At 71.1% G+C, this 26,274-nt stretch carries 24 protein-coding genes and 1 tRNA gene; 14 read left to right on the plus strand and 11 right to left on the minus strand.

The window, feature by feature from the left end; genetic code table 11:
* Positions 1-70: 70 nt before the first annotated feature.
* Entirely contained in the window at positions 71-2,161 is a 2,091-nt protein-coding gene (locus FHU30_RS15160) for an RNA degradosome polyphosphate kinase (protein ID WP_253876257.1), read from the minus strand.
* Between the two features lie 341 nt (positions 2,162-2,502).
* Between FHU30_RS15160 and FHU30_RS15165 the strand changes: the two genes are divergently transcribed.
* Together FHU30_RS15165 and FHU30_RS15170 are read left to right on the plus strand one after the other, a co-directional pair.
* Positions 2,503-4,200 carry a pentapeptide repeat-containing protein gene (locus FHU30_RS15165; protein ID WP_253876259.1) on the plus strand — a complete coding sequence of 566 codons (1,698 nt, stop codon included), beginning with the start codon at positions 2,503-2,505 and terminating at the stop codon, positions 4,198-4,200.
* Between the two features lie 189 nt (positions 4,201-4,389).
* On the plus strand, positions 4,390-4,680 hold the full coding sequence (locus tag FHU30_RS15170) for a hypothetical protein (protein WP_253876261.1): 291 nt from the start codon (positions 4,390-4,392) through the stop codon (positions 4,678-4,680).
* 331 nt (positions 4,681-5,011) lie between these two features.
* On the opposite strand, the gene FHU30_RS15175 is transcribed toward FHU30_RS15170, so the two are convergent.
* Complete coding sequence (locus tag FHU30_RS15175) at positions 5,012-6,145, minus strand: CU044_5270 family protein (RefSeq protein ID WP_253876263.1); 1,134 nt, start codon at positions 6,143-6,145, stop codon at positions 5,012-5,014.
* A gap of 19 nt (positions 6,146-6,164) precedes the next feature.
* Positions 6,165-6,956 carry an RNA polymerase sigma factor gene (locus FHU30_RS15180; protein ID WP_253876265.1) on the minus strand — a complete coding sequence of 264 codons (792 nt, stop codon included), beginning with the start codon at positions 6,954-6,956 and terminating at the stop codon, positions 6,165-6,167.
* Between the two features lie 318 nt (positions 6,957-7,274).
* Between FHU30_RS15180 and ldt-CoaP the strand changes: the two genes are divergently transcribed.
* Both ldt-CoaP and FHU30_RS15190 read left to right on the plus strand, forming a co-directional pair.
* The gene (gene ldt-CoaP, locus FHU30_RS15185; RefSeq protein ID WP_253876267.1) at positions 7,275-8,057 is read left to right on the plus strand and encodes a L,D-transpeptidase; all 783 of its coding nucleotides are present in this window, start codon (positions 7,275-7,277) and stop codon (positions 8,055-8,057) included.
* A gap of 160 nt (positions 8,058-8,217) precedes the next feature.
* The gene (locus FHU30_RS15190; protein ID WP_253876269.1) at positions 8,218-8,904 is read left to right on the plus strand and encodes a choice-of-anchor P family protein; all 687 of its coding nucleotides are present in this window, start codon (positions 8,218-8,220) and stop codon (positions 8,902-8,904) included.
* Between the two features lie 177 nt (positions 8,905-9,081).
* Here the strand turns inward: FHU30_RS15190 and FHU30_RS15195 are convergent, their stop codons facing one another.
* Positions 9,082-9,465 (minus strand): ATP-binding protein, encoded by a 384-nt coding sequence (locus FHU30_RS15195; RefSeq protein WP_253876271.1) that lies wholly within the window; start codon positions 9,463-9,465, stop codon positions 9,082-9,084.
* 511 nt (positions 9,466-9,976) lie between these two features.
* Between FHU30_RS15195 and FHU30_RS15200 the strand changes: the two genes are divergently transcribed.
* Positions 9,977-11,464 (plus strand): sigma-70 family RNA polymerase sigma factor, encoded by a 1,488-nt coding sequence (locus tag FHU30_RS15200; RefSeq protein ID WP_253876273.1) that lies wholly within the window; start codon positions 9,977-9,979, stop codon positions 11,462-11,464.
* Between the two features lie 64 nt (positions 11,465-11,528).
* On the opposite strand, the gene FHU30_RS15205 is transcribed toward FHU30_RS15200, so the two are convergent.
* The gene (locus FHU30_RS15205) at positions 11,529-12,779 is read right to left on the minus strand and encodes a PucR family transcriptional regulator (RefSeq protein WP_253876275.1); all 1,251 of its coding nucleotides are present in this window, start codon (positions 12,777-12,779) and stop codon (positions 11,529-11,531) included.
* A 74-nt stretch (positions 12,780-12,853) separates the two neighbouring features.
* A complete protein-coding gene (locus tag FHU30_RS15210; protein WP_253876277.1) occupies positions 12,854-14,845 on the minus strand; it encodes a helix-turn-helix domain-containing protein in 1,992 nt (663 codons plus the stop codon).
* Between the two features lie 202 nt (positions 14,846-15,047).
* Here FHU30_RS15210 and FHU30_RS15215 point away from each other — a divergent pair, with 202 nt between their 5' ends.
* Positions 15,048-16,748, plus strand: a complete 1,701-nt coding sequence (locus FHU30_RS15215) for a BTAD domain-containing putative transcriptional regulator (RefSeq protein WP_253876279.1) — start codon at positions 15,048-15,050, stop codon at positions 16,746-16,748.
* Between the two features lie 54 nt (positions 16,749-16,802).
* A complete protein-coding gene (locus FHU30_RS15220; protein WP_253876281.1) occupies positions 16,803-17,021 on the plus strand; it encodes a hypothetical protein in 219 nt (72 codons plus the stop codon).
* Here FHU30_RS15220 and FHU30_RS15225 read toward each other — a convergent pair.
* A complete protein-coding gene (locus FHU30_RS15225) occupies positions 16,955-17,818 on the minus strand; it encodes a methyltransferase domain-containing protein (RefSeq protein WP_253876283.1) in 864 nt (287 codons plus the stop codon). The genes FHU30_RS15220 and FHU30_RS15225 overlap by 67 nt on opposite strands.
* The gene (locus FHU30_RS15230; RefSeq protein WP_253876285.1) at positions 17,805-17,999 is read right to left on the minus strand and encodes a DUF1737 domain-containing protein; all 195 of its coding nucleotides are present in this window, start codon (positions 17,997-17,999) and stop codon (positions 17,805-17,807) included. The genes FHU30_RS15225 and FHU30_RS15230 overlap by 14 nt, the downstream gene beginning before the upstream one ends.
* A gap of 49 nt (positions 18,000-18,048) precedes the next feature.
* Here FHU30_RS15230 and FHU30_RS15235 point away from each other — a divergent pair, with 49 nt between their 5' ends.
* The 4 genes from FHU30_RS15235 to FHU30_RS15250 all read left to right on the plus strand — a co-directional run bounded on the left by FHU30_RS15235 (position 18,049) and on the right by FHU30_RS15250 (position 19,738).
* Positions 18,049-18,387, plus strand: a complete 339-nt coding sequence (locus tag FHU30_RS15235) for an Imm51 family immunity protein (protein ID WP_253876287.1) — start codon at positions 18,049-18,051, stop codon at positions 18,385-18,387.
* A 16-nt stretch (positions 18,388-18,403) separates the two neighbouring features.
* Positions 18,404-18,928, plus strand: a complete 525-nt coding sequence (locus FHU30_RS15240; protein WP_253876289.1) for a pyridoxamine 5'-phosphate oxidase family protein — start codon at positions 18,404-18,406, stop codon at positions 18,926-18,928.
* A gap of 19 nt (positions 18,929-18,947) precedes the next feature.
* Positions 18,948-19,214, plus strand: a complete 267-nt coding sequence (locus tag FHU30_RS15245) for a hypothetical protein (RefSeq protein ID WP_253876291.1) — start codon at positions 18,948-18,950, stop codon at positions 19,212-19,214.
* 119 nt (positions 19,215-19,333) lie between these two features.
* Complete coding sequence (locus tag FHU30_RS15250; RefSeq protein WP_253876293.1) at positions 19,334-19,738, plus strand: four-helix bundle copper-binding protein; 405 nt, start codon at positions 19,334-19,336, stop codon at positions 19,736-19,738.
* 425 nt (positions 19,739-20,163) lie between these two features.
* Here the strand turns inward: FHU30_RS15250 and FHU30_RS15255 are convergent, their stop codons facing one another.
* Entirely contained in the window at positions 20,164-20,811 is a 648-nt protein-coding gene (locus FHU30_RS15255) for an SMI1/KNR4 family protein (RefSeq protein ID WP_253876295.1), read from the minus strand.
* Between the two features lie 385 nt (positions 20,812-21,196).
* Positions 21,197-21,270 (minus strand) — tRNA-Gly (locus FHU30_RS15260).
* 112 nt (positions 21,271-21,382) lie between these two features.
* On the opposite strand from FHU30_RS15260, the gene dcd reads away from it, so the two are divergent.
* The 3 genes from dcd (at position 21,383) to FHU30_RS15275 (ending at position 25,312) form a co-directional block, all read left to right on the plus strand.
* Positions 21,383-21,958 (plus strand): dCTP deaminase, encoded by a 576-nt coding sequence (dcd, locus tag FHU30_RS15265; RefSeq protein WP_253876297.1) that lies wholly within the window; start codon positions 21,383-21,385, stop codon positions 21,956-21,958.
* A gap of 368 nt (positions 21,959-22,326) precedes the next feature.
* Entirely contained in the window at positions 22,327-23,556 is a 1,230-nt protein-coding gene (locus FHU30_RS15270; RefSeq protein ID WP_253876298.1) for a quaternary amine ABC transporter ATP-binding protein, read from the plus strand.
* Positions 23,549-25,312: an ABC transporter permease/substrate binding protein gene (locus tag FHU30_RS15275; RefSeq protein WP_253876299.1), complete on the plus strand. Its 1,764-nt coding sequence runs from the start codon at positions 23,549-23,551 to the stop codon at positions 25,310-25,312. Before FHU30_RS15270 ends, FHU30_RS15275 begins: the two co-directional genes overlap by 8 nt.
* A gap of 97 nt (positions 25,313-25,409) precedes the next feature.
* Here the strand turns inward: FHU30_RS15275 and FHU30_RS15280 are convergent, their stop codons facing one another.
* A complete protein-coding gene (locus FHU30_RS15280) occupies positions 25,410-26,168 on the minus strand; it encodes a ZIP family metal transporter (protein ID WP_253876300.1) in 759 nt (252 codons plus the stop codon).
* Positions 26,169-26,274 lie beyond the last annotated feature (106 nt).

The following is a 26,274-nucleotide window of genomic DNA, read 5'->3' on the forward strand; positions in this document are numbered from 1 at the left end:
CAACCACTTCCAGCCCGGGCCCTTCCCCGAGCCTTTCGACGATGCGCCCGCCTTCCTGCCTTTCCGGGGCTCAGGCATCGACCGTCCGCCAGCGGCGCGACCTGACCAGGTGCGTCTGGATGTCGAGGAGGGTCTCGTCGCGTCCGGCGGCGCGGCGGGTCCAGGCGCCCTCGCCGTCCAGCCACCAGGAGCCGGTGCCGTCGGACATGGCCAGGTCCATCAGCTCCACGAGCTGGTCGCGCTGCGCCCGCTCGCCGACGCGGACGAGCGCCTCGACGCGGCGGTCCAGGTTGCGGTGCATGAGGTCGGCGCTGCCGATGAACACCTCGGGCTCGCCGCCGTTCTCGAACGCGTACACGCGCGAGTGCTCCAGGAAGCGGCCGAGGACGCTGCGGACCCGGATCGTCTCCGACAAGTCCGGCACGCCGGGACGCAGCGCGCAGATCCCGCGCACCCACACGTCCACGGGGACGCCCGCCCGGGACGCCTCGTAGAGCGCGTCGATGACGACCTCGTCCACCAGCGAGTTGCACTTGATCCGGATCCGCGCGGGAAGGCCCTCGCGGTGCCGCGCGACCTCCCGCTCGATCCGCTCGACCAGACCGGCGCGCAGCGACCGCGGCGCGACCAGCAGCCGCTTGTAGCCGTCGTTGCGGGAGTAGCCGGTGAGGTGGTTGAACAGCGCCGAGACGTCCTCGCCGACCTCGGGGTCGCAGGTCAGCAGGCCGAAGTCCTCGTAGAGCCGGGCGGTCTTGGAGTGGTAGTTGCCGGTGCCGATGTGGCAGTAGCGGCGCAGCACCCCGTCGGCGTCCTGCCGGACGATCAGCGCGAGCTTGCAGTGCGTCTTCAGCCCGACGAACCCGTACACCACGTGGCAGCCCGCCTGCTCCAGCTTGCGCGCCCAGGCGATGTTCGCGCGCTCGTCGAACCGGGCCTTCAGCTCGACCACGACCACGACCTGCTTGCCCGCCTCGGCCGCGTCGATCAGCGCGTCCACGATCGGGGAGTCGCCGGACGTCCGGTACAGGGTCTGCTTGATCGCCAGGACGCGCGGGTCGGTCGCGGCGTCCTCGATGAGCCGCTGCACGGTCGTGGTGAACGAGTCGTACGGGTGGTGCACCAGGATGTCGCGCTCGCGGATCGCGCCGAAGATGCTCGCGTCCTGCGGGACGGCCTCCTTGGACGGCACGAACGGCGGGTACCGCAGCTCGGGCCGGTCCAGGTCGGCGATCGCCGACATCCCGGCGAGGTCGAGCGGGCCGGGGACGCGGTAGATCTGGTCCTCGTCGATGGTCAGCTCGGTGGTGAGCAGCTCCAGCACCGCCGCCGAGATCGACTCCTCCACCTCCAGCCGGACGACCGGGCCGAACCGGCGGCGCAGCAGCTCGCGCTCCAGCGCCTGCAGCAGGCCCTCGCTGATGTCGTCGTCGATCTCCAGGTCCTGGTTGCGGGTGACCCGGAACGCGTGGTGCTCCAGCACCTCCATGCCGGTGAACAGCTGGCCGAGGTGCGCGGCGATCACGTCCTCCAGCGGGGTGAACCGGTCCGGGGACGCCTCGATGAAGCGCGGCAGCACCGGCGGGACCTTGACCCGGGCGAACATCGACTGCTCGGTCTCCGGATCGCGGACGATCACCGCGAGGTTCAGCGACAGGCCCGAGATGTAGGGGAACGGGTGCGCCGAGTCGACGACCAGCGGGGTGAGGACGGGGTAGATCCGGTCCCGGAACAGCCGCCGCATCCGCTCCTGCTCGGTGTCGGCCAGCTCGTCCCAGCGCAGGATCTCCACGCCCTCCTTGGCGAGCGCGGGGCGCAGCTCGTCGCGGAAGCAGGCGGCGTGCCGCAGCATGAGCTCGTGCGCGACGGCGGACGTGCGCTCCAGCACCTCGCGGGGGCGGCGACCGGACGCGGACTTGACCGCCAGGCCCGTCGCCATCCGCCGGGTCAGCCCGGCGACCCGGACCATGAAGAACTCGTCCAGGTTGGACGCGAAGATCGACAGGAACCGGACCCGCTCCAGCAGCGGCATCTCCGGGTCCTCCGCCAGCTCCAGGACCCGCTGGTTGAACCGGAGCCAGCTCTCCTCGCGGTCGAGGTAGCGCTCCTCGGGCAGCGCGTCGGGCTCCGCTTCGCGGGGGAAATGTCCTGGGTTGACGGTCATGGGCAACATGCTCCCCGGTCAAGGTGAACGGTAATGAAACGGGCGTGTTTCCAGTTTGCGACCCTTGTCGTGGATACGCCGATCATGCCCGCCGGACACCGTGATCACTCCGTTCGTGCGGTCCTGTGTGATCTCCGTTTCATCCGCCCAGGCCGGCGGCCGGAGCGGCGCCGAGGGCGGCCCGAGGGCGTGGCCGGGGCGGGACGATCCTGAACCCGCGGCCCGGCCCGTTCGTCCATCAGAGGAGGGGCGGGGCATCGCCGCAGGACAGCGGCGGGGAGTAACGACCTGTCCACAGAGAGAGATTGGGACGGGAACAGCCCGTGGGTACAACCAGAGACGTGGCCCCTTCGGAACCCTCCTCCGCACCGTTCGCCGTCGCCGGCACCCCCGCCGCGGCGACCGTCCCGTGGCCGCGCTGCCGGGCGGTCTTCGGCTGCTCCGGACGCGCCGCCGAGCCGTTCCGGGGGTGCCCGGCGCACCTGCGCCCCGGCGAGCGCGCCCTGTTCGTCGGCCGCCTGCGACCCGGCGCCGACCTCGACCTGCGCGGCGTGACCGTCCCCGCCGGGCTGCTGACCGACGTCCTGGACGCGCTCACCGGACCGGACCAGCGCCCGCACCTCGGCCGCACCCGGCTGGACGGCGCGGTCCTGCCGTCCGCCGCCGCGCTGCGCGGGGCGTGCTTCGAAGGCGACAGTTCCTTCGACGGCGCGGCGTTCGTCGGCGGCGCGTCCTTCTACGACGCCCGCTTCTTCGGGAACGTGTCGTTCCGCGGCGCGCGGTTCGGCGGCAACGCGTCCTTCCACCAGGCGCGCTTCCACCGGCACGCCGCGTTCACCGAGACCGTCTTCGCCGGGGACGCGCTGTTCGGCGAGGCGTCCTGGCTCGCCGATGCCGACTTCACCCGCGCGGTCTTCATCGGCGCGGCCGCCTTCGACCGCGCCCGCTTCGGACGCGACGCCGGGATGCAGGCGGCCTGCTTCGGCGGCGCGCTGTCCTGCCGCCGCGTCCGGGTCGGGCGGCACGCCCGGTTCGACCGCGCCCGGTTCCGGCACGGGCTGTGGCTCGGGCCGCTCGCCGCCGGGGAGCGGCTCGTCCTCACCGGCGTCTCCGCGCACGACGGCCTCCAGGTGCAGGCGACCGCCGCGCGGCTGGAGGCGGACGGGCTGACCGTCCGCGGCGAGGCCGACCTGCGCGTCCGGGGCGCCGACGTGGACCTCACCGGCGCCGTCTGCTTCGGGAAGCTGCGCGTCCGGGCCCAGCAGCGGCCGTTCTGCGGCCTCCCGGAGAGCGCGGACGCCTCGCCCGCCGTCCGCGTCCTGTCGCTTAGCGGCGCGAGCGCGCGGCGCGTCGAGCTCACCGACGTCGACCTCAGCCACTGCCGGTTCCTCGGCCTCGCCCGCCCCGACGACCTGCACATCCGCGGCGACTGCGCGTTCGCGACCCGGACCGGGCGGCGCTGGCGCGGCGGGCGGCGCGCGGTCCTGGACGAGGACTCGGGCGCCGAGACACCCACCCGCCTCGCCGTCCTCTACCGGCAGCTCTCCCGCGCGACCGCCGAGGCCGACGGCGGAACGGCCCGCGACTTCCGCTACCGCGCGCTGGATCTGCGCCGCCGCAGCGAACCCGACCAGTGGCACCGCTGGGCGCTGCACCTGCTCTGGATCACCTGCGGCTACGGGCTCCGCGCCGGCCGGACGATCGCCTGGCTCGCCGTCCTCGCCGCGCTGCTCGCAGGCGGCGCCACCCTCGCCGACCACCCCCACCACCGCCCGGCCACCACCCATCCCGGCAGCGCAGCCTCCCCCGGCGGCACCGACTCCCCCGGCGGCGCAAACTCCCCTGGCGGCACTCGCTTTTTCCGCGACGGCGGCTCCTCCCGCTACGCCGATCAGCACGGGACCAATCGCGGGCGACACGAGCCCGCGCCCGTCCCGCGCGGGCTGCCGGACCGCGTTCTACCTCGGGAAACGGGCGTGACGGCAACGCCGCCGAAGGCCGTGCGAAGGACGTCCGGAAGGTATGGCGGCCTGCTCTGAATCGGGCTCCGGACGGTCTTCTTTACCCGCCGACTCCGGCCCGACACGCGTCGTTCACTGGGGCGAGAGGGTCAAATGTCAGACCCCTGGGTAATGATGCGGAACATGAGCAGGGAAACCCACCACGGGTTGCGGTGCCCGCACTGCGAAACGCCCCTAAGTCTCGTCACCGCGCCCCCTTCCGCCCCCGTGCCCGGCGAGCCGAGCGCATTCCCCACCCCCACTCCGGCGATCACTCCCGCGATCACTCCGGCGCCCTCTCCGGGCGTCCTCGGAATCGGCCCGCCGGTCCGCGTCCGCGACGAAACACCGCCGCCGGTCGCCGAAGTCCTCGCCGTTTACGCCGGGCGTTCCAAAGATCCGTCCATCAACGCCCGCGGAATGGCGCGCGTCCGCGACAGCCTCGAACGCGGCCGCGCCGCGGCGGCCCAGCGCCGCCTCGCCCAGCGCGCCGCCCGCCGATCCCCCCGCTCCGCCTGACCCCACCCACTAAAAGGATCTACAACGTGCCGCGGCGTCCGCCCGCGGGCCATCGAGATCGCGACGCACGGAACGGATCGCGGGCCGCCCCTCCCGGCCCGCCGATAGCTCTTCGCGCCGATACTGCCGCGTCCCATTGGACGGCGATACTCCTGCGTGCGGTGGACGCCGAAACAGCACATCCAGGAACCGGTCCGTGGCACCGCGTAACTCGCGAAGGCCGCCGCCGAAAACGCCGTCATGAATCGCTACGCCCGCGTCCCTAGAAGGCGGGGTCGCCTTCCCACGCGCGGAAGCGCCGCGCGGGTGGCGCGGCGCTTCGGCTGATCGATTACTTGGGGATCGAGGACGTCCATTCGGCGGTGGTGACCGTGGTGGAGTTCAGGACGGAGCCCGCCGGGACGCCCGGGTAGTTGGCGCTGGGCTTGACCAGCACGTCCTCGCTGCCCAGGCCGCGGCCCGCCGACGGGTCCACGATCAGGCGGGTCTGCAGCACGTCGCCCGCGGACGTCGGGCGCGTGAGGCCGATCGCGATGCCCGACCGGCCCTGGTCGTCGGTCACCCGGCCGAGCGACCTGACGGACGGGAGCGCGGCCAGCAGGCGGAACGCCGCCGCCCGCACCTTCGGCGTCACGGGCATGTCGGTGACCAGGCCGCGCGTCACGTCGAACAGCCACTCGTCGGCGCTGCTCTTCTGGCCCTGCGCCTCGGTGCCGTGGCCCTGGTACCAGCGCAGCAGCGACTTGCGGAGCGCCTTCGGGTCGTCAGGCAGCGCGGCGATCTGCTTCATCGTCACGTTGCGGCCGAGCCAGTAGACCTCGCCGTTGCGCACCGGCATCCGGCTCATGGACGGCTTGCGCGGCGTCGACGTCAGCGCCCGCGCCTTGTACTTGCCGTTGGCGAGCGGGAACTTCTGCAACCAGGACTTCGGGGAGCCCGCCTTCTTCCACGCGGCCCTGTCAGCGGCCGTGACCGGGTGCGCGCCGAGGTCCTGGTTCCGGCCGACCTGCGGGTCGCCGGGGTTCTTCGACGTCCACTGGTCGGAACGCTCCTCCGAGACCACGGTGTAGGAGTTCGGGGGCGCGCCGGCCCGCACGTACTCGCGGCCCAGCTGCGACACGTGCCAGACCGACCCGGACGCGCCGGGCTGGTGCGCTGCGGAGTCGGCGGCGGTCAGCAGCACCTGCCGGCCGTCGATCGCCTGCGGCGACTTGTCGGACGGGGTGGCCCGCGGGTGGTCTCCGCCGGTCGGGACGAGGACCGCCGCCGCGACGGCCGCCGCCGCCACGCCCGCGAGCCCCAGCCCCCACACCGGACGGACGCGCCGCCGCGGCCGTGCCGCCACCGGGGTGCCGAGCTGCGCGCGGGACAGCTCCCGCTCGCGGGTGGCCGCGTCGATCGGGGCGTTCAGGTCCAGTTCGTCAGGGCGGGCGTCCATCAGCATTCTCATCGCGTCGCGTTCCATGTCCTTGCCTCCTCGCGCGTCAGGCCGCATGGCCGACCCGCTTCGCACTCTGTCCACGTCCGGTTCCGGCGATCCCGGCCTCCGCTGCGGTGATCCCGGCTGCCGTCCCGGTGACCTCGGCTTCCGTGCCAGGGAGCCCGGGTCCCGTGCCGGTGAGCCCCGGCCCCGCTGCGGTGATCCCGGGCTCCGTTGCGGTGGTTCTGGGCTCCGTTGCGGTGGTTCCGGGTCCGGTTGCGCTGACACCGGCGTCCGCAGTGCTCGCCCCGGGGTCGGTTGCGGTGGTTCCGCGTCCCGTTGCGGTGGTCCTGGACGGCGTCCGCTTCGGGGCGTCCTGCTCGACCGCCTGTTGGAGGCGGCGCCTGGCCCGGTGCAGCCGGACCCGGAAGGCCGCCGTCGAGCAGCCGAGGACCTTGGACGCCTCGCGCGGCGCGAGCCCCTGCCATGCGGTGAGGATGAGGACCTCCCGGTCGTCCTCCGACAGCGCCGCGAGGGCGCGCAGCACCGCCAGCCGCTCCGCGACGTGCTCGGCGACGTCCGCGGCCGGGGGCGGGGCCCAGTGCGCCAGCTCCCGCGCGAACGCCTCGCGCCTGGCCTCGGTGCGGTGCCCGTCCCGCAGCACGTTGCGGGCGACGCCGAGCAGCCACGGGAGCGGCGGGTCCGGCATCTCCCGGACGCGCCGCCAGGCGATCGCGAAGGTCTCGCTCACCACCTCGTCGGCGATCTGCCGCCCGGCCCGCGCTGCGGCATACGCCCAGACGCGCTGCCGGCACGCGTCGTAGACCGCGGTGAACCGCTCTTCATCGGCCGTCACCTGCTTCTCCGTCCGTCCCGGTGTGTTCCGTCACCAGGAAGTGGTGCGGCAGGGGCCAGTGTTACCGGCGAATCCTCGCGTCCGGTGCGGCGGCGGGCCGGGCTCGACGGGGCGCCCCGGTTGGGGTGAGTGGTGGCGTTCGACCTGATTTTTGTTTTTCGAGAAATTAGTGGCCCTTATTCGGGCATGGCTGCGAGAATTTCTTCGTTTCCCGCTTCGAGTCGGTTCTTATGGCGCTAGCATCCCGCGAGTCAGCGATTGTCAATGCCTTTCCCAAGGTCGCCACCAGAAGGGGAAAGGCTTTTCCTGGGGGCGCCCATGAAAGAACGTGCCGTCCGGTCCTGGGCGCTGCCGGTGGCGGCGGTGCTGCTGCTCGGCGGATGCGGCGGGCACGGGTCCGGTGGCCGCGCGGACGCGGCCGGACGGTCCCCTGCGGGGCAGGCGGTGGACGCGCCCGAGGCCACGACCTTCGCGACGTTGCGCGGAGCCCCGGCCGATCCGGCGCCGGACGCCGGGACCGGCGGCCTGGTCGTCCATCCGGACGAGGCCGTCGCCGTTCTGGACCGTCCGGGCGGGAAGCCGGTGGCCGTCCTGCCGTCCTCCGAGCTCGGCGGGCCCACCTGGGTCCCGGCGGTGGAGGAGGACGGCGAGTGGCTGCGCGTGCTGCTGCCGAGCCGTCCGAACGGGGCGACCGGCTGGGTGACCAGGCGCGGCGGCGGGCTCAGGACCGCGCGGACCCCCTACGCGATCACGGTGGACGTCGCGCACCGCGCCCTCACCCTGCTCAAGGACGGCCGCCAGGTCGGCCGCTGGACCGTCGCCGTCGGAGACGCGCGCACCCCGACGCCGTCCGGGCGGACGTTCGTCATGGCATCGCTGGAGCCGGCGAAGCGGACGCCGAGCCCGGTGGTGCTGCCATTGGGCACGCACTCGGCGACCCTCGACACCTTCGGCGGCGGGCCGGGAACGGTCGCGCTCCACGGTTGGCCGGACGCGTCGGTCTTCGGCAAACCGGTCACGCACGGCTGCGTCCGCGTGCCGCAGGACGCGCTGCGGCGGCTCGCGGAGGTTCCGCTCGGCACCCTCGTCCGCCTGACCTGAGCCCTCGCGCCTGACGTGGGCTTGCGCCTGGCCTGAGCCTTCGCGGGCCGGAGCCTTCGTCCGCGTCTCGGCTTCCTCACAGAGGACGCCGGGCTCGTCCCGTCGTCCTTGTCGTCCTTGTCGTCCTTGTCGTCCTTGTCGTTCGAACGGAGAAACACCTATGCGCTATGGAACGGTCACCGCACGGCTGGCCAGAGGCGTCGTCCTTGCCGCGGTGGGCGGCCTGCTCACCGCCGGCCCCGCCGTCGCTGCGCCGCAAGACGGTAAGACAGGGACGGGCGATCGGGAGGGTTCGGCTTTCGGGCTGGCTCTGTCCGGGCCGATCCCGCTCGCTCCTAAGCCCGCCGTGGCATCGGCGTCCGGGACGCGGCGGGCGGCCCTGCTGGACGAGCAGCACACCAAGGTCCTGAAGGCGTCCGCGCTGGACGTCGCGGCGTCCCCGGCGATGTCGCGCGCCAGCGTCGCCAAGCTGCGCGTCGCCGCCGTGAAGCTCGCCGCCGACCTCGTCCGCGCCCACTGCTCGGGCGGGAAGGGCGCGGCCGAGCTCGTCGACGCGGTGATCGCCGGGAGGCGGCTGCCGGTCTCCCCGGCGCCCAACACCACGATCCCGGTGGACCTGCCGCAGCTGGGGCAGGTCGCGCTCGTCCTCAACAAGCAGGAGCGCGTGCCGAACGGGACGAGGGTGACGGCGATGGAGCTGACCGCGCCGCTGGGCAAGCTCGGCACCGAGGTCGTCCAGGTGTCGTCGGCGACCTGCCTGCCGGTCGTGAAGGCCCCGTCCGGCAAGGGCGCCGGTACGGCTCCGCGTCCGAAGCCGGTCCGGCACGACCTCCCCGTAACGGGCTGACCCGAACGGCCACAAGTGCAGGTCCGGGGTGTGGACGTGAGCGGCCCCGCTTCCCTTTGCCGGGAGGCGGGGCCGTTCGCCATTGGTCGAGGTTTCCTGGCCTGGCGGAGAGATATTTCGCTTCGGACGCCGCCCGGGGTCCGTTTTCCGGGCGGCGCGTCCGTTTTCGCCGGACGGTCAGTTGAAGGATTTCTCGAAATGCACGACGGCGCCGTCCTTGTTGGCGCGGCCGCTGATCTCCAGATCGTCGGTGAAGGCGTGGATGAGCGTCAGGCCGCGCCCGTTCTCGGCGTGGATCGGGTCGCGGCCGCCGGTCCAGTTGGGCGGGGTGTCGCCGCCGCCCCCGTCGATGACGTCCACGACGCAGCGTCCCTGGTCGAGCTGCGCGCGGATCTCATAGGCGGTGCTGGACACGGCGTGCTGGATGACGTTCGCGCAGGCCTCGCCCAGCGCGAGCGCGATGTCGGCCCGGACGTCCGAGTCGACCCCGAGCCCCCGCAGCGAGGCGTCCAGCGTGTGCCGGGCCAGGGGTGCGCTCCCGGCGTCCCTGGGCAAGGTCATTTCGATGAAGACCTCCACGTGCCCGCCTCCGTTCCCTCGATGGGAGCAGAATTCCCGGCACGCACCTCGGGAAACTCCTGGTGTCGGCATTGTGACCGCGACCGCACGCATTGTGAGCGCCGCCAGCGGACGCTTCCAGCCAATCCCGGGGACCGCCTTCGCCCGCGCTTCCCCTGCGCTTCTCCCGCGCGCGCACGAGCCGAACGCGGTTGTGAGCTGGTTATCCACAGTTCGGGACGGGCCTTGTTCGGCCGGTGAGGTGCGCCCTACCTTCGGTGTCGACGGCGGACGCGAGGGGCGGAAGAGGTCCGGGCGGGCGGGTCCGGAGAGGGGAGGCGCGAGGGCGGGAGCGGCGCGAACGGGGCTGTGAGGTGCGGATGTGAAGCCGGATGACAAAAAGTTCGGATGATTCCGTAACCAACGCAGTGGCGGCGCGTCTTATGTGTGGATTGATTCGCGGAGGACGGCCCGTGCGGACGCGTGGGCCTCGGCGTGGATTGCGTGGGTGGTCATGAACGTTCCGGGAGGCCTGCCGGCACTGGTGGGGCGCGGCGGCACGGGCGTGTCCGACGAGGAGCTGGTCGCGTCGGCGCGCACGGGGGACGAGGCCGCCTCGGCCGAGCTCTACCGGCGGCATCACCGGGCCGTGCTGGGGTACGCACGCGGCCTGGTCCGCGACCCGCACACCGCGGAGGACCTGACCGCCGAGGCGTTCACGCGGATGTTCGCCGCCCTGCGCGCCGGGTCGGGGCCGCAGGTCGCGTGCCGCCCGTACCTGTACACCGTGGTGCGGAACGCGGCCGTCGACTGGGCGCGCGCGGGCCGCCGCACGGTCGTGACCGACGAGGTCGCGGCGTGGGCGGACGAGTCCGGCTCCGAGCCGCCCGACGTCGACGAGCAGGACACGCTCGTCCGCGCGTTCCGGTCGCTGCCGGAGCGGTGGCAGACCGTCCTGTGGCACACCGTCATCGAGGACGAGCCCGTCCAGCAGGTCGCGGACGTCCTGGACATGAAGGCCGGCGCCGTGACGCAGCTGGCGTTCCGGGCGCGGGAGGGGCTGCGGCAGGCGTTCCTCGCGGCCAGCTGCGAGGGACGTCCGGAATGCGCCGAGTACACGCGGCAGCTCGCCGCGATCGTCCGGCGGCCCGGCCGGCGCAAGGGCCGCGCGCTCCGCGAGCACCTGGAGACGTGCGAGTACTGCCGCCGCGCCGCCGAGGACATGCGCGACCTGAACGGCCGGCTGCGCGCCGCGCTGCCGATCGGCGCGGTCCTGCTGGCGGTCCCGGCGCTGCGCCACGCCGGCCCGTCCTTCCTGCGCGGCTGGGCGCTGAAGGCGGCGATCGCGGGCACGGCGGCGGTCGTCACGGCCGTCCTGTTCACGGTGTTCTACGGCGACGGCAAACCCGGCCACCACCCGCAGGCGGGCCCGTCGAACGGCGCGCCGATCGCCCCGTCCGCGTCCAGTCCCCCGGGCCCGGCGCCGAGCGGCCCGAAGGACTACCCCGCCGCGTCCACCCAGGGCAACGGCTCGCGTCCCGACACCCGCGGCAAGGGCCCCTCGAAGAAGAGCAAGCCCGCCGCCGCCGGCGCCAACGGGCCGTACCGGCTGCGCAACACGAGCCTGCGCTCCTGCCTGGTGCCGAGCGGCTCGTCCCTGTCCCAGCAGTACGGCTGCTCCGGTTCGGACACCATCTGGCAGCGCACCGCCAAAGCCGGCGGTTTCACCCTGAAGAGCTCCAGCGGCCAGTGCATGACGCGCGGCCCGGCGAGCAGCTCCGTCTTCTGGGAGGGCGGCACCCAGTACTCGGTCGTCCTCGCCCCCTGCGGCGGCGCCAACCAGATCTGGAAGCTGGTCAGCTTCAGCCCCGGCTTCAGCCGCCTCTCCAACGGGGACGGCTGGTACCTGCAAGCCAGCTGGTCCGGCCTCTCAGCCCCCGTCCTCAAACAAGGCTCCCCCTCCGGCACCGCCGCCCAAGGCTGGGAATTCGACCGCCCCTAACAAGCCGGCGATGTAGGGGGTGGGTGGGGCCGCAGGTGGGTGGGCTGCGGCCCCGGGCAAGGGGTCAGCCGCAGCGGAGTTCGCCCTGCGGGAGGGGTTCGGTGTTCAGGGCGACCCACGCTTTGAGGGCCATGTGGAGCTCCAATCTGTCTTCGGTCGCGTAGCCGCCGTCGCCGAAGAGCTCTTCGAGCTGGCGGAGGCGGTAGCGGACGGTCTGGGCGTGCAGGTGGAGCCGGCCCGCGACCTCCGTGGCGTTGAAACCGCACTCCAGGGAGGTGAGCAGGGTGACGGCCAGGCGGTAGCGCTGGGCCGGGCGGACGGAGAACAGCGGGGCGAGGCGGCGGTTGATGACGCGCTCGACCAGCTCGCGCTCGCGCATCATCACGATGATCGGCATGTGCCGCTCGGCGACGATCAGGCCGCTGCCGTCGATCATGCCGAGATCGGCGACGGCGAGGGCCTGGCGGGCCCAGCGCAGCGACTTGGCGGCCTCGGTGACGTCCACGGTCGGTCCGACCGCGGCGATCCAGCCGTCCAGCTGCTGCTCCAGGATGCGGGCGCGGCCCGGGCCGTCCGGGTCGGGGATGATCAGGCACGGCTCGGTCAGGTGCAGGCCGAGCAGCACGTCGGCGGGCAGCGCCGGACGTCGTGCGTCCGGGCCGTCCTCCCGCAGCGCGACGGCCGCGACGGTGCGGGGAAGCTGCCAGGCGGCGTCGCGCGCCGGATCCCTCAGATCCTTGAGGGTCGGGCGGCGGAGCAGCTGGTCGAGCAGCCGGCGGCGGCGGTCCTGCCGCGCGCCCGCCGCCCGTGCCGCCGCGTCGGCGTGGCCTTCGGCGACGATGGTCGCCAGCTGGTTCAGGTATCCGAACACGGCGTTCGCGGTGTTGGCGATGTCCGCGGCGCTGGCACGGTAGCCGAGCCGCAGGACGTGTTCGGTGAGCCGCTCGACGGCGACGCCGGCGCCGACCCTGATGGCGGCCTGCCAGCTGTCCAGCGTGCGGCCCTCGCTGGCCTCGCCGAAGCCGACGTCGCGCCAGAAGCGCGTCACCTCGACCGAGCTGGTGTCGGGGTCGGCCACCAGGTCGAGGAAGTGGCCGATGGCGTACTCGACGCTCAGGAGCAGCGCCTTCGCGTACCGCGGGTCGTGCGGCCGGACGAACTCCGGCAGCTCGGCCTCGATCCGGCGCGCCGCCTCGGCAGCGACATCCGACACGTGCTCGCGCAGGTCGGCGGCTATCCGAGCGCCGTCCTCCACCTGGATCGCCACCTCGATCCGGCGAGGGGGCAGGGCGACCACGGTGCTGAGGTCAGGCATGGGGACTCCTTCACTCCAACGACATGCGGGAGAGACGGAGAACCACGCGTGTGGTTACGCGTTTTCGAGAAAAATCATCCTGGCGTGATGAAAACAGGCGCTCCGGTCACGCGGAGTGCATGTTCCGGGGGGATTCGGGCGGTCGTGCCGTCCAGGCGGTGGACGACGACGGGGCGCGGGCCGGTCCGTGTCGTGGCGGTGCCGCGGGCGGCCCAGCGGACCGTCCCGGTGCTGAAGCGGCACTGCCAGACACCTGCGGGGAGGCCCTCGGCGGTGCCGTGCCCGCATCCATGGACGGACGCTCCGGTGAGCCAGCGTTCCAGCGTCTCGATGCCGCGCGCTGCCGGTGTCGGCTGCTCCCCCTCCGCCTGCAGGACGACCGGGATGCGCCGTCCGCCCCAGTTGTAGAAGTACGTCCGGCGCAGGTCGAGGTCGAGTCCGTAGAGGCCCACGAGGAAGAACCGGACGGCGAAGTCGCGCCCCTCGTCGCCCTGGAGCTGGTCGAGCAGCGGGACGTCGTAGTTCGGGCCGGTGTCCCAGAGCGGGATGCCGGTTCCGGCCTGGTGCAAGGTCTTGTTGAAGGCGTCCAGAACGGGGACGAGAGTTTCGGGCGGGTCGTGCGAGCTGCGAGGGAACAGTTTGATTCCCCCGACGTCACACTTCCGGTACCCGCCGAGCTCGGCGAAGCGTTCGACGAACCGCAGGCCGTCCGGGGTGGTGAGGCGTCCCATCGAGGGGCAGACGACCGTGGCGCGCGCGTCGGCCGCCTTGATGATCCGGGACGCGCGCTCGACCATCGCGACCAGCCGCCGCGGATCGCCGTTGAAGAAGTGCTGGTCGTTGGCCGAATCCCAGAGTTCGTACGCCTCCAGGCGGCCCTTGTACCGGTGGACGAGCGCGCGGACGAACGCGTCCCAGTCGGCCAGATCGTCCGGCGGCGCGGCCCGCGAACCGTCGGTGTAGACCGTCGGCGGCCCGTCCGGCGCGGCCCACTGCGGCGTGCCGCCGAACGTGAAAAGGGCGGGCAGTTTCGCGGCTTGCGCCCCGTCCACAAGGCGATCCAGCGCGGCCCACTCGTACACGCCACGCTCGGGTTCGAGGTCGGCCCACCGCGTCCGGCCGTCCCAGAACCGCGCCGCGCCCACCCGGAACGACGGCATCGTCCCGGTATTGCTGTTGATCGTCACGCCGAACATCGAGGGCGGCACGGGCCACGGAGCCCACGTCCACCGATCCCCTGGATCCGCCTGCCCCGGAGAGTCCCGCCGTCCGGTCCCGAACAGAACCCCGGCCGCGGCGAGCACAGCGACCGCGACCACACCCCCGCTCACCTGCAAAAACCGCCGCCGCCACCACTTCCGTCCGACCGGACCGCGGCCGGAGGGACTCCGCGCGACATCACGCCGCCGGACGCCCCCAGCACGCACGGCGGCGACCTCCCGGCCAACTGATCGAGCGGGGGCAAGTTGGCGTCCGACCTCTGCAGCATCGTCTTGCCGCGCCTCTCCCCCAGCCGACTGCCGGGCGACCGGACGAGCGGCATCGTCTTGGTATTCGGCCTCCGCACGCGACTCCGCGCCGTCCCGAGCAGCCCGGACGGTCGGCGCCCGGCCGACTGGACGTGCGGCGGCGTCTTGACCATCGGTCTCCGCGCGCGAGATCGCAGTTCGGGCGGTCGGCGGAGCTGAACGGTCACCATCCGCGGCAGCCTGCGTCGAGCGAGCAGGGCTTCCGGCGGGCGGATGTTCGCCGTCGTTCGTGTGCGCGGTCGGGTCGTTTGTCGGTGGACGGGCGTCCTCGGCGGTTCGGTCGGTTTCGGGGGTGGTTGTGGCGAGGGTCCAGTGGTGGAAGAGGTCGTTGAGTTCGCGCGGGGTGGCGCCGCAGGCCTTGGCGAAGGCGAGGACGATGTCGTACTTGTCCTCGTCCGGGATGGACGTCCCGGTGCAGTAGCGGTGCAGGGTCGAGCGGCTCGCGTGCGTCCGGCGGGCCAGCTCGGCGAAGCTCAGGCCGCTGCGCTCCTTCAGCTCGGACAGCAGCGCGGCGAGGCGTTCGGCTCCGTCGCCCACCGAGCCCCTCCCAACGCGCCGAGGCGGATCGGGCACAGCATCCCACGACGTCCTACGGCGTCCCAATCTTTCGGTATCTCCGCAGTTCATCCGGGTTGCGGGCGTCCCACGGGCGCGGATCGCTTGCCGCTGCCGGGACGGCGCGTCCACGCTGTTTCACGTGTGGTCACCTGCCGGAACCGGTACGGAGCGTGGGGAGAGCGTGTTCCACGAGGTCGGAAGCGGACCGGCGACGGAACTCGCGACGGAGTTCAATGTGCTCGGGCCGCTGGAGGTCCGGCGCGGCGGGCGGGCCGTCCCGCGCGGGACGCCGAAGGTCCGCGCGGTGCTGTCGGTCCTGCTGAGCCGCGCGGGCCGGACGGTCCCGGTGGACGCGATCCACGAGGCCCTGTGGCGGGACGCGCCGCCGAGGAGCGCCGCCAAGAACGTCCACGGGTACGTGCACGCGCTGCGGCACACGATCCTGGACGATCCAGGACGTATCGAGCGGCATGGCGCCGCATACCGGCTGGTCGTCCACCCCGGGGAACTGGACGCGGATCGGTTCGAAGCGCTGGTGCGTGAAGGACGGACCGCAAACGATCCGGAAGAGGCCGCATCCCTGTTTCGGACAGCGCTCGATCTGTGGCGCGGGCCCGACGCCTATGACGACGTCCCGGAGACGCCGCCGACCCATCTGGACGCGCGCCGGCTGGCCGAAATGCGCCTCGGAGCCCTGCTGGACTGGGCGGACGCCGAGCTGCGCCTCGGCCGAGCGGGCGATCTCGCGCCGCGGCTGCTGGAGCTGACCGCCGAGCATCCGCTGAACGAGGAGCTGTGGGCGCGGCTGATGAGCGCGCTGCACGCGTGCGGCCGGACGGCCGAGGCGCTCGCCGCGTTCGAGGACGCGCGGCGCGCGCTGGCCGAGGAGGCCGGGCTGCTCCCCGGGCCGCGCCTGCGCCTGCTGCGGCAACGCATCGCGTCGTCGTCGCGCCCGGCGCGCGGGCGGCGCCGGATGGACGCCCTGCGCACCGCAGAGGAGGCGCGCGCCGCCGCGTCCGCGCTGCTCGTCCCGGTGCGCCTGGACCCGATCGGCGACTCGTTCCGCGGCGGGATCAGCGCTGTCCACGCCGGGCCGCTCGTCGTCGGCCGGCTGCGCTGCACGCCGCACACGGTGTCCCGGCCGCCGCGGACGATCAGCTCGACCGACCGCGACCTGGTGAAGGTGGTGCTGAACCGCTCGCCGTCCGGGATCACCGTCGGACAGGACGGCCGGGAATGCCGCGTCGGCCCCGGTGAGCTGGTCGTCTGCGACATGACCCGGCCGTACTCGATCACCGTGCCGGGGCCCTGCGACGTGACCTTCCTCGGCGTCCCGCGCGCGCTGCTCGGCGACCGCGCGGACGTCCTCGCCCGGCGGACCGCCGTCCGCCTGCCGTCCGACGCGGGCCTGACCTCGCTGATCACCACGTGCCTCGCCGGGGTCAGCGACCGCGTCGGCGCCCTGCCGGACCCCGCCGGGCGCCACCTCGGGGACGCGCTGACCTCGCTCGTCCTCGCCGCCCTGACCGCCACGGCTCCCGCGCGGACCGAAACCCCGACGGATCTGGCCGACCGCATCCTCGCCTACGCGTCCGCGAACCTGCACGATCCGTCCCTTTCGGTCGAGTCGGCCGCGACCCGGCACGGCATCTCGCCGCGCCGGCTGCACGAGCTGTTCCGCGACCGGGACCACACGTTCATGCGCTGGGTGCGCCGCGAGCGGCTGGCCCGGATCCGGCGCGATCTCCGCGACCCGGCGCTGGCCCACCGCTCCGTCGCGTCCGTGGCCGCGCGGTGGGGCATCCTGGACGCCGCGCACGTCAGCCGCGCCCTCAAAGCCGAATACGGCCAGACCGCCGCCGAAATCCGGCAGTCCGCGTAACGGACCGCAGAACCGGGAAGAACCCCCACGTCAGCACAGCATTCGGGGGGAACGTTGAACGCGACCGAAACCAACCTGGAACGCCTGATCGAGCACGCCCAGGCCGAACTGCACTGGCGCCGCCGCCGCGACAACGAGAAGGCGAACATCGCCGACCACGGCAAGGACTTCACCAAGATGATGCGCAACGCCGACAAGCTCGACCATTACGCCGAGCTGATCCGCGTCGAGCACGACAACGAGTTCAAGGACGGCTGGCGCCAGCCCAGGTAGGCCGTGCGGCTAGCGGCCCGGCGCGGCCAGCGGCCCGGCGCGGCTCCCGGCCTGCGCGCCTCGATGAGGAACCTGGACGAGTGCGCGACGAACGGCCCGTCACGCCTGATCTGCGCGTCCAGTTCGCGAAGCCGGTCCCGGTACCTCTCGACGCCGAACCCGGGGACCATCCAGATCACCTTGCGCAGGAAGTAGATCACGGCCCCGACGTCGAAGAACTCCATCCGCAGCCGCTCGGAGCGCAGGTCGACGACCTCCAGCCCGGCGGCCCGCGCGTCCGCGGCCTCCACCTCGGGGTCCCGCGCGCGCCGGGCCTCCGGCTGGGGTCCGAGGAAGTACTCGACCAGCTCGAACACGCTCGCGGGCCCGACATGCTGCGCGAGATACGTCCCGCCGGGCGCGAGCACCCGGGCGATCTCGTCCCACCACACCGTGGCCGGATGACGGCACGTGACCAGCTCGAACGCCCCGTCCGCGAACGGCAGCGGCGGCTCGTCCGGCGTCGCGACGACCACCACCCCGCGCGGCCCCAGCAACCGCGTCGCCTTGGCGACGTTCGGCGGCCACGACTCGGTCGCCGCCATGGTCCTCGGCAGGTTTTCGGCCTGCGCGAGAACCTCCCCACCGCCCGTCTGGATATCCAGCGCCGACCGCGCACCCGCCAGCCGCGCCGCCATCAACCGCGCATACCCCCAGGAAGGACGCTCCTCAGTCGCCCGCCCGTCCAGCCACGAGAAGTCCCAGCCTTCAACCGAGACGTCCGAGGCCTCGGCCACCAACTCCTCAAACCCCCGCATGACCGTCCTGCCGCAGGACGAGGGCCTGCGCCACGATGACCCGATCCCCGTTGAACGTCACCGACGGCGACCCGTGCAGCTCGTATCCAAGATCCAACGCCTCGCTGACCCGCCAGCAGAAGGACGCGTCGTCAGGCCCGGTCAGCACCCGGTACCGCGGCAGCTCGCGATCATCACCCATGCCGCAATCCTACGAACCCTTTGTCGGCCCCTCCTGCCATGCTCCGCCTATGGACCCGCTGAAGCTGATCGAATCCAAGCCGGGCTCGTACAGCCTGCTCCTCTACGCCGGGAGCACCGACGTGGACGAACTGGTCCAGGAACTCGGCCACGAGCCCAACGGCTACTTCTGGGAAGGCGTGGCCCAGTTCCTGGTCCGCACCGAAGCCCCCTCCCTCGCAGACCGCTTCGACTACGACCCCGAAGGCGACACGTTCTGCGCCTACGGCGACGACCGCCCGGCCCTGGAAGAACTCGCCCTCCTGATGTCCGAAACCGCCACCACACCGTCCCGCATGCGATCCCTCATCACCGCCGCAAAGGCCGCCGACTTCGAGTTCGACGACTGACCAAAGAAAGAGAGCAATGGACGCACCGAAGACCCAACTCGACGACCGCTTCAGCGACCCCGGCGCCCACCCGACCACCTGGGAGGCAGCACTCAGAGCCCCGGAAGAAGCCCAAATCACCTGGATATCAACCGTCCGCGCCGACGGCCGCCCCCACGTCACACCCCTGGTCGCGGTATGGCTGGACGGAGCCCTCCACTTCGCAACCGGCCACGAGGAACAAAAAGCCGTCAACCTCACCACAAACCCCAACGTCGTCCTCACAACGGGCTGCAACAGCTGGAACAACAGCCTGGACGTAATGGTCGAAGGCCAAGCCCGCCGCGTAACCGACCGCCCAACCCTGGAACGCCTAGCCGCCGCCTGGCGAAACAAGTGGGACGGCAGATGGCACTACGAAGTAGCAGACGAAGGCTTCCAAAACGCCTCAAGCCCCGTCCTGGTCTTCGCCGTAGAACCAACCAAAACCCTAGCCTTCGGCCGCCACCAAAACCCCGAAACCACAACCTTCACCCACACCCGCCACCTCCCACCAAAATAAGGACCACCCAATCCCCGCTATGGATGCATCCCCGAAGTTCGTACGCGACCTCATCGCATTGACGGTCGAGCTGGCATGGTTCCTGGAGTCCGCCGACGAGGAATCCCTGGACCCGGACGACACCGTCCGACAACTGGAGGGGATCACCCACGTCCTCAGCAACCAGTCCGGCGACGACCTGGCCCTGATCCGCGACGTCCTCAACCAGATGTCCGCCAGCGCAACCCTAGAACAGCAAGAATTCCTGGCGTCCTTCCCGGCGAACCTGGCCCTCGACACGGAGTAGGCACCAAACCGGGAGATTTTCCCCGCCATTGGGGCGGATCGGCGGAGCACCCGCCCGTGATTGACCGCCGATTTGCCCCCGTCTCCGTAGCGTCGGTGGAAACGACGTTGGGAGGTTCCATGCTTGCGACCCGCGAGCTGTTCGACGGCGTGACCGTGGGCAGGTTGGAGAGCGAAGACCTGGCTGCCGCCATAGATTCGTTGCTCGAATGCCAGGGCGCCGTCACCGCGTGCGCCGCAGCCATGCTCGACGCCACCGACACCGCTGGCCTGATGCCCGCGGTACGCCGGGACATGGACTGCGCGGACGTGGTCGAGGCCACCCAGCGAGTACTGACCCGCGCGGACACAACCGACATGAACCTCCTGCGCGCCCAACTAGCCGCCTGCGCAGTGGCCTGCGAACACAGCCACGAGCTATGCAGCAGACACGCCGCCCAGCACGACTTCTGCCGAATCTGCGCAGAAGCAACCCGCAACTGCATGCAAATGTGCCGCCGCCTAATCAACGAACTAAGCAACTAGACCCACCCGCAGCCCCAAAAGTCCCCAACGAGACAAGAGACACACACTCACGAGGGCGAAAGCCGTTCGCCATAGTTGATCCCCTTGCACCCCATGCCAGCGTTCCCGCTCGTCCCACTCAACTCGAACTGCGTCCTTGCAACGCGAACAGTGCACACGAGCCGCATCCTCAGAGAACGCGTCCTCAACAGCAGCCTGCGGGCACCTCGTTCTTGACCTCACCCACGGCTGCTCTCGTCCACTTACGTCCTGGCCATCGGACCGAGGCGGCTGTCGGGGGCCGGACGCAGGGCGGACGCGTTGCCGACGCGCGGTCGGGTCGCACGAAGCCGGTGACCGGCGCGCCAACGGCCCGTGCACCGCCCCCTTGATCCCAAAGGACCAGCTTCGGCAGATGTTCTTGATGTGTCAGTTCAACCCGGCAGTCAGTAGGACCACACGTCTTGTCCGTCAGCCCAGCGCCCAAGCCAGTCCGCCAGGGTGGGAGCGGTGTATGCGACAGCTGCCGTAGGCGGATCCCGTTCAGGCCAGTCCCAGCCGTCCCAGTCGAACAGGTGGACGGGATTTCCTGGCTGGGTCAGCGACACGTACCACCACACGTTGCAACCACCCGCGATCAGCGGAAATCCCAGGTCATCGTTGAGCTCTGGATGCTCCAGGTACTCCTGAACGGCGGTGCGGTCGTCGTGCGGTCCGCCATCCGCGAGACCCAGGATCCCGTGGTTCGGACCGAAGCCTCCATTGGCCACCTCGGTGTACATCCGCCTGAGCAGCTCCGGCAATCGACGGCCCAGTTGCTCCTCCGCCGCATGCAGTTCAGCCATCGTCACTGGCGGATAGGGAGGCTCGTGCGGGGTGTCCTCATAGAACAGGCGCGCCTTAAACGCTCCTGCCGGCAGAAACTTCTCCTCTACTCCGTAGCGGCCACCACCATGTGATACCGAGAACTTGCTGTGCGCATGGGCCCCAAAGTTCAGCCGAAGCCAATCAGTCGGAACGCACACCGTGTCCAGCCGCAGGGCAGGGTCATACGCGCGCCGGCGCAGCCTTGCAATGAGATCACTGTCCGACATGCAACCGATCGTCCCAAGGCCGCACGAGTTCGGGCAGACTTCTGCCAGCGCAGCAGAAGCCCTTCCTGCCATCCGTCCGGCGGACGCGATGGGGTCGAAGACGGCGCTGGCACGGCAGGCCCTGGGGGATTACTCAGCAGGAAGAGCTGCAACGAGCTGGCGTTCGTGTCGTAGAGGGGGTTGCGCGGGGCGACGTCGCTAGCGGCCCGGGGCTAGGAGGCTCGGCGGGCTTGGTTCACACGATGCGCTTGGGGGTGCGGGGGCGGAGCCCCTGCTTGGGGTCTGGGGCGGAGCCCCAGGGGAGGGGCCCGAGCGGAGCGAGGTCCGAGTCTTTGGGCGGCGGGTACAGGTGAGGCCCAGGTCGAGGGGACCTGGGCCTTTGGTGTGGAGCGGGTGACGGGAATCGAACCCGCGCTGTCAGCTTGGGAAGCTGAAGTTCTACCATTGAACTACACCCGCGTGGTTCGCCTGTGGATTCGGCGAACGGGGACATGCTACCGGATGGGGCGGGGTGGTGCATGTCGGTTGCGGGTGGGGGCTGCCTGGCGCTTCTAGGCGGTACCTTCTTGACGTGCTGCTTTCCGATCGCGATATCAGGTCCGAGATCGAGTCCGGGCGGGTGCGGATCGACCCGTTCGAGGCCGAGATGGTCCAGCCGTCCAGCGTGGACGTGAGGCTGGACCGGTACTTCCGGGTGTTCGAGAACCACCGGTACCCGCACATCGACCCGGCGGTGGAGCAGCCGGATCTGACGCGGCTGGTCGAGGTGGAGCCGGACGAGGCGTTCGTGCTGCATCCCGGGGAGTTCGTGCTGGCCTCGACGTACGAGGTGTTCGGGCTGCCGGAGGACCTGGCGGCGCGCTTGGAGGGGAAGTCGTCGCTGGGGCGGCTGGGGCTGCTGACGCACTCGACGGCGGGGTGGATCGACCCGGGGTTCAACGGGCACGTGACGCTGGAGCTGTCGAACGTGGCGACGCTGCCGATCAAGCTGTGGCCGGGGATGAAGATCGGGCAGATGTGCCTGTTCCGGACGAGCTCGCCGGCCGAGTACCCGTACGGGTCGGCGCGGTACGGGTCGCGGTACCAGGACCAGCGGGGGCCGACGCCGTCCCGGTCCTATGTGAACTTCCACATCACCAAAGTCTGACCGGGCACTCCGGAAGGCCGTCTACGCGCGCGCGTTGGCGGCCTTTTTCGTTTTAAACATCGCGGGTGAGTGTTGTGAGCGACGTCACTTGAAGATGAAACTTTCTCGGTGGGCCGGTAAATTCGAGCGACGCATAGCACCGCCGATTGGTTGACAGTCGCATCGCGTGAAGCCGATGACAGCTCCCTATCGCGGTGCCGCGGCGGGAGAGTCCCGCGAAAGCGCAAAGCACGGACAAGCGCAACTCGAAACGAGTTCCCCTGCCCGCGCCCAGGGTTCCGCACCGGGTATGAACCCGGCGCGGTGCCCTGAACGCGGGCCTCGGCATCCGGCCCCAACGGACGCCCGTGGGAACGAGGAAGGAGAACGTGTCCACACTCCGCGCGGAAAGCGTCTACAAAGTGTTCGGCCGCAGGGCCGGAGAGGCGGTGCGCCGGCTGCAGGCCGACGCGCCGGCCGCAGAGGTACGCGAACTGGGCGCCACGCCGGCGGTCGTCGACGTGACGTTCGACGTCCGGGAGGGCGAGATCTTCGTGGTGATGGGCCTGTCCGGTTCGGGCAAGTCCACGCTGATCCGGATGCTGAACGGCCTGCTGGAGCCCACCGCGGGCCGGGTGCTGATCGACGGCACCGACGTCACGCAGCTCTCCGCCAAGGAGCTGCGCGAGGTCCGGCAGAGCAAGGTCAGCATGGTGTTCCAGCACTTCGCGCTGTTCCCGCACCGCACCGTCCTGGAGAACGCCGCCTATGCCCTGGAAGTGCAGGGCGTGTCAAAGGAGGAACGCCAGGCGAAGGCCGAGAAGTTCCTGAAGACCGTCGGGCTCGGCGGCTGGGAGGACAAGTTCCCGCACGAGTTGTCCGGCGGTATGCAGCAGCGCGTCGGTATCGCGCGGGCGCTCACGTCCGGCACCGACATCCTGCTGATGGACGAGGCTTTCAGCGCCCTCGACCCGCTCATTCGGCGGGAGATGCAGGAGCTTCTGCTGGAACTGCAGAACGAGCTCGGCAAGACCATCGTGTTCATCACGCACGACCTGAACGAGGCCATGCGCCTCGGTGACCGCATCGCCATGATGCGGGACGGCCGGATCATGCAGATCGGCAGTGCCGAGGAGATTCTCATGGACCCGGCGAACGACTATGTCGCGCAGTTCGTCGCCGATGTGGACCGGTCCCGGGTGCTGACCGCGAGCTCGGTCATGGAGAAGCCGGTGGCCGTGGTGAACCCGGGAGCGGGGCCGCGCGCGGCCGTCCGGGCGATGCGCGAGGCGCAGGTGTCCGGCGCGTTCGTCGTCGGGCGCGACCGCAAGCTGATCGGCGCGGTGTACGCCGAGCGGACGGCGCAGGCCGTCCGGGACGGCGCGACCACGCTGGACGACCTGGTCGAGGGCGGCCTGGAGCCGGTGTCGCCGGACACCCCGGTGGCGGAGCTGTTCACCGCGTCCGCCGAGAGCGCGCTGCCGCTGCCCGTCTGCGACGGCGCGGGGCGGCTGCTCGGCGTCGTCCCGCGGGTGACGCTGCTGGCCGCGCTGGGCCAGTCGAACGGCACGGGCGAGCACCGGACCGTCGAGGACGCGGAGGCGATGGCCGATGCGTAAGCTCCCCGTCGGCGACTGGGCCGAACATGCCGTCAGCTGGCTGACCAAGCACGGCGAGCCGTTCTTCCATGCGGTCAACACGGTGGTCGGCGGGTTCACCGGCCACCTGGAGACCGCGCTGCAGGCCCCGCCCGTCATCGTGTTCGCGCTGGTCGTGGCCGTGATCGGGCTGTGGCTGCGCGGCGCGCTGTTCGCGCTGCTGAGCTTCGTCGGCATGATGCTGATCGACAACCTCGGCGAGTGGGACTCGGCGATGTCGACGCTCGCGCAGGTGCTGGTGGCGTCGATCGCGGCGCTGGTGATCGGCATCCCGGTCGGCATCCTCGCCGCGCGCAGCCCCCGCTTCGCCGCGGTCGTCCGGCCGGTGCTGGACTTCATGCAGACGATGCCCGCGTTCGTGTACCTGCTGCCCGCCGTGTTCTTCTTCGGCATCGGGCAGGTGCCGGGCATCATCGCGACGATGATCTTCTCTCTGCCGCCCGGCGTCCGGCTGACCCAGCTGGGCATCAGCCAGGTGGACCGCGAGATGGTCGAGGCGGCCGACGCGTTCGGCACGCCGCCCGCGCGGACGCTGCTGCGCGTGCAGCTGCCGCTCGCGCTCGGCACGATCATGGCCGGCGTGAACCAGGTGATCATGCTGTCGCTGTCCATGGTGGTCATCTCCGGCATGGTCGGCGCGCAGGGCCTCGGCACCGAGGTGTTCGGCGCGATCACGCAGCTGGACATCGCGGGCGGTGTGGACGCCGGTCTCGCGGTCGTCATCCTGGCGATCACCCTGGACCGGCTGACCGGCGCGCTCGGCGAGCGGCTCAGCCCGGTCGCCCGGCGCAAGCAGGCCGGGGTGCACGCGAGCGGTTGGGAGACGGTGCTGCACTACCGTCCGCGTCCGGTGTTCGCGCTGTCCGGGCTGGTGGTGCTGGTGCTGCTCGCGACCGGCCTCGGCATCGCCGGGAGCGGCGGGGACGGCGGCAAGTCCAAGAACATCACCATCGGGTACATCCCGTGGGACGAGGACGTCGCCATCAGCAACCTGTGGAAGTACCAGCTGGAGAAGAAGGGCTACAAGGTCCGGCTGGAGCAGGTGGACGCGGGTCCGCTGTACGCGGGGCTGGCGAACAAGAACGTGGACCTGTTCCTCGATTCCTGGCTGCCCGCCACGCACGCGGACTACTACAATAAGTACAAGGACAAGCTCGAAAACCTCGGGCCCTGGTACGACAACGCGTCCATGCAGCTGGCCGTGCTGAAGAACGACCCGGCCAACTCCGTCCAGGACCTGGCGAACGACCCGGGCCGGTACAAGGGACGCATCGTGGGCATCGAGCCCAGCGCGGGCGAGATGAAGATCGTCAAGAACAAGGTGATGCCGCAGTACGGGCTGGACGGCAAGTTCAACCTCGTGCAGAGCAGCACCCCGGCGATGCTGGCCGAGCTGACGCGCGCGTCCAACTCGAACACCCCGATCGTGGTCACGCTGTGGAAGCCGCACTGGGCCTACAGCAAGTTCCCGATCAAGCCGCTGGCCGATCCGAAGGTCGCGTTCGGCAATGCGGAGAAGTCCTACATGCTGGCCCGCAAGGGGTTCGGTGGCGACTCCCCCGAGGTGGCCGGCTGGCTGAAGAAGTTCAAGATGACCGACCAGCAGCTGTTCCCGCTGGAGGACCTGGTCATGAACAAGTACAAGGGCCGCGAGCAGGAGGGCGTCAAGGAGTGGGTGAAGTCCAACCAGGGCTTCGTCGACAAGATGACCTCCTGACCCGCCTGCGTTGAGCGAGGCCGTCCCCGACCGGGGACGGCCTCGCTTCCTTTCCGGCCGCTGCTCTTCTTTCCGGCCGCTCCTCTTCCTTCGGCCGCTACTCGCCGAGGCTCATGATGCCCATCACGGCGAGGAGGCCCGCGCCCGTGCAGCACAGCGTGAGGACGCGCGGGTGCCGGCTGTGCGCCTCGGGCAGGATCTCCCCCGCCGCCAGGTACAGCAGGATCCCGGCGAAGAACCCCAGGTAGATGCCGAGGACCGACTTCGGGACGCTGATCAGCAGCGTCAGCGCGGCGCCCACGACGGGCGCGCACGCGTCCATGATCAGCAGCACCACGGCCGGACGCCGGTCGGCGCGGTTCAGGGACGCGGCGGTGAAGGTGTTGAAGCCGTCCGCGAAGTCGTGCGCGATGACCGCGAGCGCCACGAACAGCCCGACGTCGCCGCCCGACTGGTAGCCGAGGCCGATGCTCAGGCCGTCCACCATGCTGTGCCCGACCAGGGCGCACGCGGCGAGGATGCCGACGTGCCCGCCGGCGCCGCCGGGGTGGCCGTGGCCGTGCGGGTGCCGGTGCGGCGCGTACTCGTTCTCGTGCGCCTGGTGGATGGCCGACAGCTGCTCGATCACGTGCAGCAGCAGGAACCCGGCCGCGAAACCGACCATCGGCGCGTCCACCCGCAGGACGTGCAGGGACGACAGTTTCAGCGACTCGGGCAGCAGGTCGAACGCGGCGACGCCGAGGATCAGCCCGCCGGCGAGGCCGAGCACCAGGTGCCGGCGGTCGCGGACGCGCATCGCGACGACCCCGCCGAGCAGGGTCGTCAGCAGGGACACCAGCGCCATCACGATCGCCATGCGTCCGGTCCTACCAGTGCGGCGGGACGGTCCGGGCGGGAACCGCGTCCTTCCGCCCCCATGATCTCTCAGAGATCTCTTGACCGACCGAAAACGCCGGCCGAAA

The organism is Actinomadura rupiterrae, from assembly GCF_024172125.1.
Lineage (GTDB): Bacteria > Actinomycetota > Actinomycetes > Streptosporangiales > Streptosporangiaceae > Spirillospora > Spirillospora rupiterrae.